The sequence below is a fragment of the Cryobacterium cheniae genome (assembly GCF_004403395.1).
GTDB classification, from domain to species: Bacteria; Actinomycetota; Actinomycetes; order Actinomycetales; family Microbacteriaceae; genus Cryobacterium; species Cryobacterium cheniae.
The window spans coordinates 11,883-27,318 of record NZ_SOGN01000025.1; the positions used below are offsets into that span (position 1 = coordinate 11,883).

10 protein-coding genes and 1 pseudogene are annotated in these 15,436 nt (G+C 72.0%); 5 read left to right on the forward strand and 6 right to left on the reverse strand.

What is annotated here, in order from left to right:
* Nucleotides 1–174: 174 nt before the first annotated feature.
* The gene (locus E3T23_RS04310; protein ID WP_134369182.1) at nt 175–1,020 is read left to right on the forward strand and encodes a hypothetical protein; all 846 of its coding nucleotides are present in this window, start codon (nt 175–177) and stop codon (nt 1,018–1,020) included.
* Between the two features lie 87 nt (nt 1,021–1,107).
* On the opposite strand, the gene E3T23_RS04315 is transcribed toward E3T23_RS04310, so the two are convergent.
* From E3T23_RS04315 to nudC, 3 genes are all read right to left on the reverse strand, one after another.
* Entirely contained in the window at nt 1,108–1,848 is a 741-nt protein-coding gene (locus E3T23_RS04315; RefSeq protein WP_134369183.1) for an SGNH/GDSL hydrolase family protein, read from the reverse strand.
* Nucleotides 1,849–2,000: 152 nt separating this feature from the next.
* Nucleotides 2,001–3,716, reverse strand: a complete 1,716-nt coding sequence (locus E3T23_RS04320; protein ID WP_134369184.1) for an ATP-dependent helicase — start codon at nt 3,714–3,716, stop codon at nt 2,001–2,003.
* Nucleotides 3,707–4,675 (reverse strand): NAD(+) diphosphatase, encoded by a 969-nt coding sequence (gene nudC / locus E3T23_RS04325; RefSeq protein WP_134369185.1) that lies wholly within the window; start codon nt 4,673–4,675, stop codon nt 3,707–3,709. Before nudC ends, E3T23_RS04320 begins: the two co-directional genes overlap by 10 nt.
* Nucleotides 4,676–4,766: 91 nt before the next feature.
* Here nudC and E3T23_RS15900 point away from each other — a divergent pair.
* Nucleotides 4,767–5,528, forward strand: a pseudogene (locus tag E3T23_RS15900) (phosphotransferase); the annotation flags it as partial.
* A 284-nt stretch (nt 5,529–5,812) separates the two neighbouring features.
* Here E3T23_RS15900 and E3T23_RS15610 read toward each other — a convergent pair.
* Both E3T23_RS15610 and E3T23_RS04340 read right to left on the reverse strand, forming a co-directional pair.
* A complete protein-coding gene (locus E3T23_RS15610; protein WP_134369187.1) occupies nt 5,813–9,253 on the reverse strand; it encodes an ATP-dependent helicase in 3,441 nt (1,146 codons plus the stop codon).
* Nucleotides 9,250–12,537 carry an ATP-dependent helicase gene (locus tag E3T23_RS04340; RefSeq protein WP_134369188.1) on the reverse strand — a complete coding sequence of 1,096 codons (3,288 nt, stop codon included), beginning with the start codon at nt 12,535–12,537 and terminating at the stop codon, nt 9,250–9,252. Before E3T23_RS04340 ends, E3T23_RS15610 begins: the two co-directional genes overlap by 4 nt.
* Before the next feature lie 98 nt (nt 12,538–12,635).
* Between E3T23_RS04340 and E3T23_RS04345 the strand changes: the two genes are divergently transcribed.
* Nucleotides 12,636–12,860, forward strand: a complete 225-nt coding sequence (locus E3T23_RS04345; RefSeq protein WP_134369189.1) for a DUF3107 domain-containing protein — start codon at nt 12,636–12,638, stop codon at nt 12,858–12,860.
* A 6-nt stretch (nt 12,861–12,866) separates the two neighbouring features.
* Complete coding sequence (locus E3T23_RS04350) at nt 12,867–13,175, forward strand: hypothetical protein (RefSeq protein WP_134369190.1); 309 nt, start codon at nt 12,867–12,869, stop codon at nt 13,173–13,175.
* Between the two features lie 77 nt (nt 13,176–13,252).
* Here E3T23_RS04350 and E3T23_RS04355 read toward each other — a convergent pair whose 3' ends face one another.
* Complete coding sequence (locus E3T23_RS04355) at nt 13,253–13,966, reverse strand: ferritin-like fold-containing protein (RefSeq protein ID WP_134369191.1); 714 nt, start codon at nt 13,964–13,966, stop codon at nt 13,253–13,255.
* Nucleotides 13,967–14,168: 202 nt separating this feature from the next.
* On the opposite strand from E3T23_RS04355, the gene E3T23_RS04360 reads away from it, so the two are divergent.
* Nucleotides 14,169–15,436, forward strand: a 1,268-nt coding sequence (locus E3T23_RS04360) for a DEAD/DEAH box helicase (protein WP_134369192.1), incomplete at its 3' end; no start/stop codon positions are given.

The following is a 15,436-nucleotide window of genomic DNA, read 5'->3' on the forward strand; positions in this document are numbered from 1 at the left end:
CGGATGCTGGACTGACGCCGAGGATCGGGCGAGCGGCCGCGACCGGGGCCCGCGGTTGTGGGCTCCGGTCGCGGTTGTGGGCTCCGGTCGCGGTTGTGGGCTCCGGTCGCGGTTGTGGGCTCTGGGCTGTGGATGACTCGCGCGCGGCCCCGCCGAGTGCGGCATCATCGCCGGATGACACTTCGACTCGATCCACGGTATCCGGTCGTCTGGCGGTCGCCGGACAGCATCCAGGTCGGCGTCGACCGCCCGCTCGTCGTGATCACCGCCATGAGCCCCGGCCTCGAGCGGGTGCTCGCGGCCCTGTTCGTGGGCGTGCCGCGCTCGGGCGCCCTGATGATCGGACGGGAGGGCGGGGCCTCCGACGAGGCCATCCTGGCGCTGCTCCGCGCCCTGCGGCCGGCCCTTCTGGTCACCGCGGAGACCGTTCCGGGCCCGGCCCGGCTGCCCGAACCGGCTGGGGCGGCCCCGCGCACGATCTGCGTCGACGGGGTCGGGCTCACGGCGGACCTGATCCGCACCCTGATCGGCACGCTGGGCCTGACGCCGGCCGCGGCCGATGGCCCCGGCACCGGGCTGGCCGTGGTGGTGGGCCATTACGCGCTGACACCGGAGCGGCACGGGCGCTGGCTGCGCCGGGACATCCCGCACCTGCCCGTGGTCTTCAGCGACACCGAGGTGCGGATCGGGCCGCTGGTCGAGCCGGGGGTCGGCCCCTGCCTGTACTGCCTGGAGCTGGCGCACATGGAATCGGATCCGTCCTGGGCGGCCGTCGCCTGCCAGTTGCTCAGCCGCCGGGCGCCCACGGAGACCCCACGGGCCGGCATCGACGTGGCCGCGCTCGTCGCCGGGATCAGCCACGACCGGCTGGTGCTCGGGCGGTCGCTCCTCACGGAGACAGCGCTCGTCTTCGACGCGGCGTCCGGCGCGCTCACCCGCCGCGGCTACCGGCCGCATGAGCGGTGCGGCTGCCGCACCGTGACCGCGTTGCCCGGCAGGGGGAGCCCCGACCGGGCGTGACCGGAGCAGCGGGTGTGACCGGAGCAGCCGCAGCAACGCCCCGACTCCGTCGACGTCGAGGGTGCGGAGCAGCGCCAGCGTGTGCTCTCAGCCGGCCGGGCGGTCGAGGCGGAGGCCCGGCGCCGAGTCGAAGACGAACCGGGCCCAGAGGCGGTAGCCGAGCGCGCTCGGGTGGAACTCGTCGCTGGCGAAGAAGCCGTCGACGTAGGGCGGCGGGGTCGGGATCGCCACGACCCCGCCGAGGCCCTCCACGGCCAGGCGGGCGCCGGTGTCGAGGCTCGCGGCGTGCCGGGCGAGGGTGGCGCGCAGGGGTTCGGGGAGCAGGGCGAAGCGGTCGAAGCGCGGCATCAGCGAGACGAGCACGGCCGCCTCAGGCGCCGCGGCCCGGAGGGCGAGCACGATCCGGCGCACATCCCGGGTGAAGGCGCTCCGGGAGCGCAGTCCGAGCGCGTCGTTCGCGCCGATGGTCAGCAGGGCCAGGTCGAAGGGGACGGCGGCGGCATCCGTCAGGAAGCGCTCGCGCACGTCCCGGGCCGTGGCTCCGTTCGCGCCGATCGCACGCCAGGTGCTGCCGCGGCCCCAGCGCTCGGCGACCTCGTGGGCGATCCAGCCCGGCAGGGCGTCGGCCTGGGTCTCGGCGCCCACGCCGGCGGCGGTCGAGTCGCCGAGGACGAGGATGCGCAGCGGGTCGGGTCCGGGCCGGGAACCGGTCCAGGGCAGGGCGGCGTCGGGCAGCCGGGGCGTGTCGCGGCGCAGCCGGCGCGCCTGGGTCACCAGCAGCGGCGCGTAGGGCACCGCGGCCAGGCGGGTGAACGGAAAAGAGGGCACGTCACGAGGCTACCCCGCCCCCTTTTCCTCGCCGAACCGTGAGTAACGCCCCAGTTTCAGCGTCGTGGAGGGGCGTTACTCACGGTTCGGCGGATCTCGCAGGCGAGTGTGGGCAGGCGGGGTCGGGTGGGGTCGGGCGGGGTCGGGCGGGGTCAGGCGGTGCGGGCGCCGGGCGCGCGCACGCCGCGGGCGCCGATCTCGGACAGGAACCGGGAGCGCTCCCGGGGGCTGCGCTGCTGGTGGCCGGCCGCCGACCAGCTGAGGGACAGCCGTTTGCGCGCCCGGGTGATGCCCACGTAGAGCAGCCGGCGTTCCTCGTCGATCTGCTCGAAGGTGCCCGCGTAGCTGATCGGCACCAGCCCTTCGGACAGCCCGATCAGGAAGACGACGTCCCATTCGAGGCCCTTCGCCGAGTGCAGGGTCGCGAGCGTCACCGCGGACACCGTCGGCTCGTGCTGGCCGGCCTGGCGCTCCATCAGCTCGTCGGTGAACTGGCGGAACGTTGTCTCCGGCGGGGCCTGGTCGACGAGGCCCATGATCGCGTTCAGCGACTCCCACCGGTCGCGCACCGCGCCCTGGGCCTCCGGCGCGCTCTGGCTCCAGCCGAGGGAGCGCAGCACGTCGCTGACGGATTTGAACAGGGGTTCGCCGACGATCGAAACGGATGCCGCGCGCAGCTGCATCACCGCCTGCTTGACCTCGGCCAGGTCGAAGAAGCGCTTCGACCCGCGGATCTGGTAGCTCACCCCCACGTCGCCCAGGGCTGTTTCGAGGAAGGCGGCCTGCACGTTCACGCGGAACAGCACGGCGATGTCCTCCGGTCGGGTGCCGCCCTCGATCAACTCGACGATGTTCTGGGCGATGCCGCGGGCCTCCGCCATGTCGTTCGGGTATTCGCGCACACCGGGTTCGGTGCCGACCTCGTCGGCGTGGGCGCGCAGGGTGAGGGCGCCGGCCCGCCCGCGCATCAGCTGGTTGGCGGTGGCGACGATCGACCCGGTCGAGCGGTAGTTCTGTTCGAGGCGCACGACGGTGGCGTCCTCCCACCGTTTGGGGAAGTCGAGCAGGTAGTCGCTGCGGGCGCCCGCGAAGGAGTAGATGGTCTGGCTGGCGTCGCCGACGACGCAGAGGTCGCGGCGCTCCCCCAGCCAGAGCGAGAGCAGGTCGTGCTGCAGCGGGGAGACGTCCTGGTATTCGTCGACGACGAAGAAGCGGTACTGCTCGCGCACCTGCAGGGCGACGGACGGCTCGGCCTCGATCATCCCGGCCATCGCCAGGAGCACGTCTTCGAAGTCGATCTGTTTGCGGTCGTCCTTGAGACGCTCATACGACTCCATCATGGCCAGCACCTGGTCCACGTCGAGCCGGCCGGGCAGGCTGCGCCGGGCGATGCCGGCCCCGTAGGCCTCGATGCCGAGGCCGGAGGTCTTGCGCCACTCGATCTCGGCGGCCAGGTCGCGCAGGGTGGCCGTGTCGAGCTTGAGCTTCAGGGTCTCGGCGGCGTGCCCGAGCAGTCGGCCCTTGCCGTCGAGGATGCGCGGTGCCTGGCCACCGACGACGTGCGGCCAGAAATAGTTCAGCTGGGACAGGGCCGCCGAGTGGAACGTGCGGGCTGCGACGCCCCCGGCGCCGAGCTGGCGTAGCCGGCCGCGCAACTCCGCGGCGGCGCGCGCGGTGAAGGTGAGGGCCATCACCCGGTTCGGCGAGTACGCGCCGGTCATCACGCCGTAGGCGATGCGGTGGGTGATCGCCCGGGTCTTGCCGGTGCCGGCGCCGGCGAGCATGCACACCGGGCCCACGAGCGCCTCGGCGGCGACCCGCTGCTGGTCGTCGAGGCCGGCCAGCAGGGACGCGGCGGTCAGCGCCATCCGTGCACCGCGTCGGGACCGAAATCGAGAGGTTCGCCGAGCCAGTGCTCGATGATCGCCCGGGCGATCGAGGATCGGCCGGGCAGGATGATGGCGTCGCCGGAGGCCCGCAGTTCGTCGCGGCTGAACCAGCGCAGGTCGAGGATCTCCTCCCCGTCGGGGAGGAGATCCTCCGGAGCCTGCCCGACGGCGAGCCGGGCCGTGAAGCCGAACATGATCGACGCCGGAAACGGCCAGGGCTGCGAGCCCAGGTAGACCAGATCGGTCACCCGGAGGCCGGATTCCTCGAACATCTCCCGGATGACGGCCGCCTCGAGCGATTCGCCCGGTTCGACGAATCCGGCCAGGAGCGAGTAGCGGTTGTGCTCCCAGAGGGCGTTCGAGCCGAGCAGGATGCGGTCGTCGGCGTCGGTGATCAGCACGATCACGGCCGGGTCGGTGCGCGGGAACACCTGGCCGCCGCAGTCGGGGCAGCGCCTCGTCCAGCCGGCGTTCTCGACCAGGGTGGCGGCGCCGCAGCGCGGGCAGTGCGAGTGGGAGGCGTGCCAGTTCACGACGCCGAGGGTTTCGGTGAACAGTCCCGCGTCCCGGTCGGACAGGGTGGTCGCCACGTGACGGAGCGGCGCCCAGCGGGACTCGTCGGGCTCGAGCGCCACGGCCTGCTCGTCGGTCAGGACCACGGCGACCAGCGGGGTGCCCACGGGTTCGGGGGCACCCCGAGCCAGGGACCGGCCGAGGTACAGCCGGAGGTCGCCGGCGGGAACCCGTCCGGGCGCCAGCAGGCGCAGTCGGTCGGGGGCCGTGGCCTCCATCAGTGCGGAGCCGCGCCACAGCGCGAGCACGCGGGTGGCGGCATCCGTCTGCAGCGTGTCCAGCAGTCCGGGGGCGGCGCGCGCCTCGCTGTCGCGGTCGACCGCGTGGCGGGAAAGCGGCAGCCGGGATGTGAACGCGAACGACATGGGGCTCCTCGGTCTCGGGCAAGACTGCCGAAGTTGTGTCGAGGCGTGGCGAACGACCGCGCCGAGGGGAAGTCGACCTAACCTAGAAGGCATGGTCAGATCCCCTCTCACTCTAGCCGCGCTGGCCACTGCCGCCGTTCCCGATCTCGACGTCGTCCAGGTGCGCCTGCACGGCTCCGCGGCGCGGTTTCGCGGAGCCAATGGCGCGTTCGATTCGGCGCTGCTGATCGACCGTGACGACCGTGCCCTCATCATCCGTGTTCCCTCCTCCCAGTCCGCGGAGACCGAGCAGTCCGCCGATCTGGTCGCCCTGCGCGCGCTCACGGTCGGCAACCGCAGCCGGCTCCCCTTCGACGTGCCGCAGTTCGTGGGCCAGGCGCCGCTCGGCGGCACCCGGGCCGTCGTCTACGAATTCCTGGCGGGTGATTCGTTCGACGCGGATGCCCTCACCGGCCACACCGGCGTGTCCGGCTCGATCGGCCGCGCCATCGCCGCGGTGCACGCCCTGCCGACCGCCTTCGTCGGCACCGCCGGGCTGCCGCAGCAGAGCGCGCAGGAGTGCCGCACCGGCACCATCGCCCTGATCGACCGGGCGGCCGCGACCGGCTACCTGCCCGCCGCGATCCTGCGCCGCTGGGAACAGGCCACCGACGACGACAGCCTCTGGCAGTTCGCGCCCTGCGTGGTGCACGGGTCGCTGTCGGCCGACTCGTTCCTGATCACCGATGATTCAGTGTCCGCGGTACTCGGCTGGTCGGCCCTGTGTGTGGGCGACCCGGCCCGCGACCTGCACTGGCTGCTCGCCTCCCGTGGGGCCGCCGGCGAAACCGCCGTCGCGTCGTACGCGTCGGCCCGCCAGGGCAACGACCCGAGGATCACCCAGCGCGCGATGCTGTACGCGGAACTGGAACTGGCCCGCTGGCTGCTGCACGGCACGGACACGCGCAACCAGGGCATCGTCGACGACGCCGTGGCCATGCTCGACGGCCTGGTCGACAACGTGCACCAGGCCACGTCGCATCCGTTGTCACCGCCCACCGGCCCGATCCTCGACGTCGCCGGGGTGGAAAGCATGCTCCGGTCCACGCCGCGCGGCATCCCCCGCCGCGACCTCGGCGGGTCCATGCACACCGACGCCTACAACCTGTCGGAGTTCGGCGGCGAGTTCGAGGACGACGACGACGCGAACCGCTCGGTTTCCGGTTCGGATTCGTCGTCCGCCGACGATGCCACCACCGGCGCGATCGATACCGTGGAGCCCGCCGCCGGTCGTGCCACCGGGGATCGCATCGCCGACCAGGCCCGCACCAGGTCTTCCTCGGAGTAGAGCCGGTCCGGGGCGACGATCGTGTCGTCCGCGACGAAGTAGAACACCGCGTCGACGGTCTCCGGATCGATGCCCTTCCAGCGCGCGTAGGCGAGCCGGTACAGGGCCAGCTGGGTCTGCTTGAGCTCGAGGTCCGCGGGGCTTGACGGTGCCCGGCCGGTCTTCCAGTCCACCACCTGGTAGCCCGTCTCGGTGCGGTAGACCGCGTCGAGCTTGCAGACGAAGACCTGCCCGGCCAGCACGTGGTGGATCTCGATCTCGACCTCCTCGGGCTGCCGCGACGCCCACGGCGACTGCTCGAAGGTGCGCTGCAGCCGTTCGAGTTGCGCCTGCTCCAGCGGTTGGTTCTGGTCGAGGTCGAGGTCGAACGCGTCGGCGCCCTGGTCGCCGAGGTCCAGTTCGTTCTCGCCCGCGTCGATCAGGTCGCCGCCCGACGCGCCGCCGGCGCGCTGCTCCACCCAGGAGTGGAACAGGGTGCCCAGCCGGGTGGCCCGGTACGGGCGCTCGGGCATGGGGCGGCGGAGCGCGTCGGCCACCCCGGCCGGGTCGTCGATGTAGTCCTTGAACCGGGACGCCGGGATGCGCGTAGGCAGCGGGGCGGTGCCCGCGCCGGCGAGGCGCAGCATCCGTTCCTCGAGCAGGAGCGTGACCGAGTGGGTCCAGCGCGTCAATCGTTCGGTGTCCGCCTCCGCGCGCACCCGGGCGGCCGCGGCCTCGACGAGGGGCCGCCGCGTGCCGAGCGGGTCGAACGGCCAGTGCTCGTCGATTCCCTCACCGGTGTCGGGCTTCTCGTCGTGCCGACTGCCCTCGGGCAGCGCGGCGATCAGACCGGCCTCGGCCAGCTCCACGAGGTACCGGCTGGGGGCGCGCACGGTGCCGCCGCCGCCCCAGTACGAGCCGGTGAGCAGCAGTTCCTGCTGCGCCCGGGTCGTGGCCACATAGATCAGGCGTCGCTCCTCGTCGTCGTGGCGGGCGGCGAGCTGCTCCTTGTAGGCCTGGAATTCGGTGTCGAACGACAGCTGGCTCTCGTGCTCCTGCCAGGCCAACTCGGGCAGCTCGGCCCGGTCGCCGCGAAACGGGTAGGGCAGCTCGCCGAACTTCACCCAGCCCGCGCCGTCCCGGGACTGCGCCGGCAGGCTCTTCTCGGTCAGGTTGGGGATGGCGACATAGTCCCATTCGAGGCCCTTGGCCCCGTGGATGGTGAGCAGCTGCACGGTGCCGCTCTCCCCCGGCTCGACCCGCGGGCCCATGTCGTCGTACGCGGCGGCCCGGCCCAGCCAGCGCAGGAAGCCGGCCAGGCTGCCGACCTCGTCACTCGCGAGGAAAGCGGACACGGTGTCGTCGAAGGCGTAGAGGTTGGCCAGACCCAGGTTGTTGGCCTCGTTGGCGACGAGTTCGACGTCGAGCAGGAGTTCCTGCTCGATCAGACGCACGAAGTCGAGCAGCGGCAGGCCGGCCCGCGCCCGCAGCCAGGCCAGCTGGCGACCGGCGGCCCGCAGCCGGGCCCGGCCGGTGTCGCTGAAACCCGCGAGCTGGCCGTGCGTCTCGGGGGCGGCGGCCACGAAGTCGAGGGCGTCGACGAGCGACGCCCCCTCGTCGACGGCGACGGATGCCCGCATCTTCTCTTTGAGGTCCTGTGTCACCGCCTGCTGGGCCCAGTCGTGTGCCGCCAGCCAGCGCGCCACGGCCGCGAGGTGCTGCAGGTCGCGGGGGCCGACCCGGTAGCGGCCGCTGCCGAGCAGGCGCACCAGTTCGCTGCCCGCGGAGGGATCGTGCACGACCCGCAGTACGCAGACGACGTCGGTGACCTCCGGGGTGGACAGCAGACCGCCGAGGCCGAGCACGTGGGCGCGCACGCCGCGCTCCCGCAGCACCTCGGCGAAGAACTCCATCTCGCGCCGGGCCCGGAAGAGCATCGCGCCGGACTTGTCGCTGCCCGGGGTGAGACGCTCGGCGAACCAGTCGGCCACGGCCCGGGCCTCGTCGGCGATGGTCTCCCGCATCGACGCCTCGACCCGCCCGTCCGCCTTGCCGGCCGGCACCTTGAGGGTGTCGACCTGGATGCCGTCGGGCCGGGCTCGGAGCGCGTCGCTCAGTGGGGACACCAGCGCGTTCGCGGTGTCGAGCACCGTGACCGGGTTGCGCCAGGTGACGGAGAGGCTCATCGACGGCGACTGGCGGTTGGTGAGGCCGGCGAAGCTCAGCGAGAAGCCGAGCAGGTTCGCCGAGCTCGCCCCGCGCCAGCCGTAGATGGACTGGTGCGGGTCACCGACGGCCATCACCGGGTGCCGGCTGAAAAGGGTGTGCAGCAGCTCGGTCTGCAGCACCGAGGTGTCCTGGTATTCGTCGAGCAGTACCACCCGGTATTGGTCGCGGTAGCGGGTGACGACCTGTTCGACCTTCTGGCAGACCTGCAGGGCGAGGGCCACCTGGTCGGAGAACTCGATCAGCCCGAGCCGGCGCTTCTCCACCGCGTAGCGCTCGGCGAGCTCGAACAGAACGGGCAGCGGCTCCACCGCGGCGAGCGACTCGGCAACCGAGGCGTACGGGATCTTCTTGCGCGGGTTGCCGTAGGGCAGGTCCCGCAGATAGCCGAAGCCGGCGGCGAGGCCGGCCAGGTCGTGCGGCGCGGCCGGAACGCCAGGCACGACGGGCGGGGGGTTCTCGGCGAGGGAACGGCTGAAGGCGAGCACGGCATCCGTCACCGCGTCGAGCTTCTTGCCGAAGGGCACGAGCCGGCTGTCGCCGTGCTCGATCACCACCCGGCGGGCCAACAGCCAGGCGCTGGTCTCGCTGAGCAGCACCGACTCGGGTTCGCGCCCGAGGAGCAGCGCGTTGTCGGTGAACAGCCGGCTGGCGAACGAGTTGTACGTGGACACCGTGGGCGCGTTGAACAGGTCGGAGGAGTCGATCGTGACCGCGCCCGCCGCGGGGGCCGGCGGCCTCGGCAGCAGACCCTTCGCGTCGAGCTGGTCGATGCGGTCACGGATGCGCTCGGAGAGTTCTCCGGCGGCCTTACGGGTGAAGGTGAGGCCCAGAATCTGGTCGGGCCGGGCGTGCCCGTTGGCGAGCAGCCAGAGCACCCGGTTGGCCATCGTCTCGGTCTTGCCGCTGCCGGCGCCGGCCACCACGAGGGTGGGCGCCAGCGGCGCCTCGATCACCGCCTGCTGTTCCGCCGTCGGCGGAAACATGCCGAGTGCCGCGGCGATCTGGAGGGCCGAAATGGCCGAAGGGGTGACGGACTGGTTCATGAGCTGACCTGCTTGATGACGTGGATTCGGCAGGACCCGTGCGCGCGCGGGTCGAGGCAATGGGAACTGATTTCGGCGAGGAAGGTGGCGCCGCCCATGCCGGCGGCGTCCCGACCGACCCGGGTGCGGAACGCCGCGAGCTCCTCGGGGGTGAAGGTGGGCTGAGTGGGGTTGCGGTAGTTCTGCTTGACCGTGCCGCTGGACACGATCAGGAGGCGCGCGCCGGCCAGCGGCATGTCGGCGGGGATCCCCTCGATCGCCCCCTCGCTGAACGCGAGCTGGTAGGCGCCGAGCTGCGGATGCTCGGCCACCCCGGCGTCGCTGATCGGGTCGCCGCGGCCGGTCTTCAGGTCGACGATGACCGCCCGCCCGTCGCCGAGCCGCTCGACCCGGTCGACCGTGCCGGAGAGCACGGCGCCGTCGAGGTCGAGCTGGAAGGTGCCCTCCGCGCTGAGCAGGCTGCCGCCGCCGCGTTCGAAGTCGAGCAGGTAGGAGGCCAGCCGATCGGTCAGCGCGCGCGCCTCGACCTTCTGCACCCGGGACTGCCAGTCGGCGTCGAACTGCAGTTCGCCCCAGCGGGCCTCGACGCCCTGCCAGAGCGCGTCGGGGCTCCGGTCGGTGGAGTCCTCCATCACCTTGTGGATGATCGTGCCGAGGTTGGCAGCGGTGTTGGAGGAGCCGCCGCCGACCTGCCCGATCACCCAGTGCAGCGGGCAGGTCTCGAAGGCCGCCATCCGCGACGGCGAGACGCGCACCGGGGCGTCGCCGGCCTCCGGGTCGTTCAGCGGGCGCACGCTGCTGGGTTCGTTCAGGCCGTACCACTGGTCGGGGGCCGCGCCGGCCACGTTCTCCCGGGCCAGCCGGGCCAGGGTCGCGGCGGCATCCGTGGCCCGGCTCGCTGTCTCGTCGCCGTGGGCCGCCGCGGTGCTCCGGGTGAGGTCACGGCGGAGCCGGCCCACCAGCCCCCGCAGGGAGAGCGGGTAGCGGCCGGTGTCGCCGGCGTCCGCCGCCGTGCGCGGCGCCGGCGCCGGCAGCAGCCGCAGAAAGACCGAGGGCTGGTTCTCCTCGTTGTCGATGGCCGTCACCAGCAGTTCGGTGCGGGCGCGGCTGGCGGCCTGGGCGAACATGCGCAGCTCGTCGTGCAGCACGGCCGTGCGGGCACCCGCCTCCTCGGGGCGCCGGCCGGCGGCGAGCGCGGCCAGGTCGCCGGCGCCGAGAAGCGAACCACGGATGCGCAGGTCGGGCCACACGTTCTCCTGCACCCCGGCGATGACGACGACCTCGAATTCGCGGCCGATCAAACCGCTGGGGGTGGACACGACGACCGCGTCGCCGAGCGCGCGCGGGGCGAGGGTGTCCTCGGGCACGTCGGTGTCGACGAGGTGTTCGAGGAACAGGACCGGCGGGGCGGCCGGGGTGCGCTCCACGTAGCGCTGCGCGGCCGAGAAAAGCGCCACCACGGCGTCGAGGTTGTGATTGGCCTCGTCGGCGACGATTCCCGTGCCGGCCGACTGTTCCTTCCACTCCCGGGCGAGACCGCTGCGCTGCCAGAGACCCCAGAGCAGTTCCTCGATGGTGGCGCCGGCCGCGTATTCCACGGCGGCGGCCCGGAGGCTCTCGCCGCAGCTGGCGGCCCGGCGGGCCGTGCGGTTGTCGATGGCGGCCAGCAGGCCGGGGTTGCCGAGGGCCTCCACCAGGAGCTCGTCGGCGGAACGGTTCCGGTCGGCGCTGAGCTCCTGCTGGCGCAACGCCGCGCGCAGGCGCCGCAGGGTGATCGGGTCGAGGCCGCCGAGCGGGCCGCGGAGCAGAAGGGTCGCCTCCTCGGGCCCCAACGGCTTGCGCCCCAGGGTGACCTCGAGCGCGAGGATGAAGGCGCGCACGGCGAAGTCGTCGCGCAGCGCGGTCTGCGCACTCGACACCTGGGTGGGGACCTCGAGCGCGGCGAGGCCCTTCGAGAGGGAGGGCACGAGCGAGCCGCTGCGCACGACGACCGCCATCTGCCCCCACGGAACGCCGCCGAGCACATGCCGTTCCCGCAGTCGGCGGGCGATCACGGCGAGCTGGTCGGCGGGGCTGTCCGCGAGCACGGTCTGCACGGGATTGGGCTTCTGCGCCGGCTCCGCGGTCTCGGCTGTCTCGGCTGTCTCGGCAGGCTCGCCGTCCGCCGCGCTCAGGGCGAACCGCTGGGTGCCGGCCGAGGCGGCGCCGATCCGGTGTGTGATCCCCCGCACCACCCCGCGGATGTCCGCGTCGTGCCGGTACACCGTGCCGAGCACCAGGGTCGGCAGCACGGCGCCGGTCAGGTACGCGCCCAGGCGGCCGAGCGCATCCGGGTGGGCGCCGTGGAAGGATCCGGTGCTGATGTCGGGGTCGCCGAACGCGATCACGGCCACGCCGCGCGCCGCGAACCGCGCGAGCAGGGTCAGGTTGGCCTGGGTGAGCTCCTGCGCGTCGTCGAGCACGATCAGGCGGAGGCCGCCGAGCGAGCCGAGCGCCGCGGACCCGGCCGGGGCCCCGGCCACGACGGACGCGGCGAACCCTGCCAGTTCGGTGGAGTCGTACTGGCCGGGGCGGGACTGGTCTTTCACGTCTTCATAGCCGCGGATGAACTCGGCCGCGGCCACCCATTCCGGCCGCTGTTCTCTGCGCCCGAGATCGACGAGCGCCTCCGAGGTCACGCCGTATTCGACCGCGCGCATCATCAGGTCGCGCAGCTGGGTGCGGAACCCGCGCAGACTGCGCACATCGGCGCCGAGGGTGTCCGGCCAGTTCGGTCCCGCAGGCTGCGCCCCGGCCGGCGACCCGGCCTGCTGCGCCTCGGCCTGGTCCTGCCGGTGCCCCTCGAGCAGCTCGGCGATGATCTGGTCCTGTTCGCCGCCGGTGAGCAGGGTGGGAGCCGGGCCGCCCGCCCGGGCCACGGCATCCCGCACGATCTGGAACGCGACCGAGTTCGCGGTGCGGGCCATCGGGCCGTTGGTGGGCACGCCCAGGCGCAGCGCGAGCCGGTCGCGGAGAGCCGTGGCGCCCGTGCGGGTCGGCACCAGCACCAGCACCTCACTGGGCGAATACCCCTGGCCGAGCACGCACTCGGCGACCAGTTCCACCAGCGTGGCTGTCTTGCCGGTGCCGGGGGCGCCGATCACGGCGGCGCTGATTCCCGGTCGGGTGGGGTGTGGGGCATCGGGCCCGGCCGGCTCCGCGACCAGCGCCAGAACGGCGCGTTGCGAGTCGTCGAGGACGACCGAATCGGGGTCGGTGCGTAGCGGGAGTCCCAGGGTTGTCACGTTTTCAAAGCTAGCGGGTTGCGCCGACAGTGAACGGTGGCCGGCCGGTGTGCGGTTCTGTCGTAATCTGGGCGCTTAGGCAACGAAAGGCGCATCTGGTGGATATCCGCATTGGCATCTTCAATTCTCCCCGGGAGATTGGCTTCGAGACCTCACAGCCCGCGAACGAGGTCGAGGAGACGGTCGCTGCCGCCCTCGCCGGGGAGACCGGTTACCTGAAGCTCTCCGACAGCAAGGGCAAGGTCTACATCGTTCCGACCGTCGGGCTCGCGTACGTGGAGCTGGGCTCCGAGGAGTCCCGCCGCGTCGGCTTCGTCGCCTGATCAACCGTGGAACTCCTCTTCATCGCCCTGGGCGGTGCGGTTCTCGGGCTCGCCGCGCGGTATGCCCTGCCGGGGCGGATGACCCACGGCGCGGTCCTCGTGCCGGCCATCGGCACCATGGTCGCGTCCGTGGTCTGGGTGGCGCTGACCTGGCTCGGTCTGCCCTGGAACGAAGGCTGGATCTGGTGGGTCACCCTCGGGGTGACCGCACTGGCATCCGTCGCCGTCGACCTGGCCCTGGTGCGCTCGCGCACCGACGGCGACGAGCGGATGCTGCACACCCTGATGCGCGACGGGCACCCGACCCGCGCGTGACCGTTTCGCCCGACGGCGGCGGCGCTCCGGCGCGCGCCGCCGTTCCGGCGTTTCCGAACGGTCAGGCGGTCAGGCGGTCAGGCGGTCAGGCCGAGCCCGTCCATGCGGCGCGTGTGCGCGGCGATGAGTTCGGTGAACACGGGTTCGATCCGGGACTCGTCGGCGGTGATGCCCTCCATCGGCAACGCCGAGCGGGCGACCAGCAGGGTGTCCCCGACCAGGCGGCGTCCCCACAGGGCAAGGTGCGACCCGAGCGCCGGGTCGGCGCCGATGGCGGCCTTCAGGTGGGTGACGAAAACGTCGGTACCGGCGTCCTGGCCGAGCAGGTGCGCCACCCGCGGACCCACGTCGCCGGGCAGCCCGTCGGACAGTCGGATGAAGAAGTCGTCGAGAAATCCCCCGGCGAGGTAGCAGCTGAGCAGCAGTTCGTGCCAGTCGGCGCCGGCGGTCTGCTCGCGGAACGCGTCGAGCCGGGACGAGAACCCGGCCATCACCTCGGCCGGCTCACCGCCGCGGCGACGGATCTCGGCCACGAGCCCCTGGTGCTTGGCGAGGGCCCGTCCGGCGGCGGCGCTCAACTCCTCTTTCGCGGTGAGGTCCGGGGCGGTCGAAATTGCCAGGGCGAGGTTCTCGAACATGCCGAGCTGGAAGTAGGCAGCCTGGCCGAGGTAGGGCAGCAGTTCCGGGGTGAAGCCGGCGATGTCGACTTTCGTGGTCGACTGACGGACCCGCCGCGTCGGCTGCCGGGGTGCCTCCATGCGCTTCCCGCGCCGATCAGTCCAGATGATCACAGGCTCAGCTTAGGACAGTGCCGGGCCCGCACCGCGGGTTCGTACCCCGGCGGGGCGAATCGGCCCGGCGCGGTGCGGTATGAGCCACTTCACAGGGCCGCCCGATATGGTAGGACCACGCCATCGGCATGGATCGGTGGCCAGGTGCCCGAAGCAAAAGACGGGCGCATCCCGCTTCCAGCTAATGACAAGGCAATAATTCGTGACTTTCTCCGAACTCAATATCGACCAGGACATGGTTCAGGCTCTCGCTGATAAAGGCATCATCGAGCCCTTCCCCATCCAGGTGCAGACCATCCCCCTCGCCCTGAGCGGGCAGGACATCATCGGCCAGGCCAAGACCGGCACCGGCAAGACCCTCGGCTTCGGCCTTCCGATCATCCAGCGCCTCGGACTCGACCCCGCACCGGGCGTGCAGGTGCTCGTCGTCGTGCCGACCCGCGAGCTCTGCGTGCAGGTCTCCGAAGACCTCGAGACGGCCTCGAGCAACCGCAACACGAAGGTCGTCTCCATTTACGGCGGCAAGGCCTACGAGGGCCAGATCGAGGCTCTCAAGGCCGGCGCGCAGATCGTCGTCGGCACTCCCGGCCGCCTGCTCGACCTTGCCAGCCAGCGCCTGCTCAGTCTCGCCAACGTGAGTGAAATGGTGCTCGACGAGGCCGACAAGATGCTCGACCTCGGCTTCCTCGCCGACATCGAGAAACTGTTCTCCCAGACGCCCTCCACCCGCCACACCATGCTGTTCTCGGCCACGATGCCGGGCCCGATCGTCGCCCTGGCGCGCCGTTTCATGAACCGGCCCATCCACATCCGGGCGACCGACCCCGACGAGGGCCTGATGCAGGCCAACATCGAGCACCTCGTCTACCGTGCGCACAACATGGACAAGGACGAGGTGATCGGTCGCATCCTGATGGCCGAGGGCCGCGGCAAGACCGTGATCTTCACCCGCACCAAGCGGGCCGCCGCCAAGCTGGTCGAGGAACTCGGCGACCGCGGCTTCAACGCCACCGCCGTGCACGGTGACCTCAACCAGGAACAGCGCGAACGCGCCATGGCCTCGTTCAAGGCCGGCAAGAAGGACATCCTGATCGCCACGGATGTCGCCGCGCGCGGCATCGACGTCGACGACGTCACCCACGTGATCAACCACACCATCCCCGAAGACGAGAAGGCGTACCTGCACCGCGTGGGCCGCACCGGCCGCGCGGGCAAGACCGGCATCGCGGTCACCTTCGTCGACTGGGACGACATGCACAAGTGGACGCTGATCAACAACGCGCTCGACTTCGGCACGCCGGTCCCGATGGAAACCTACTCGTCGTCGCCGCACCTCTACACCGACCTGAACATCCCGGCCGGGTCGAAGGGGCGCCTCCGCGCCTCGCCGATCCGCGAGACCGCCGCCTCGGCTGCGCGCACGGGTGGCGCGGGCCGCTCCGGCGGCGCCGGCCGCTCGGACTCGGGCCG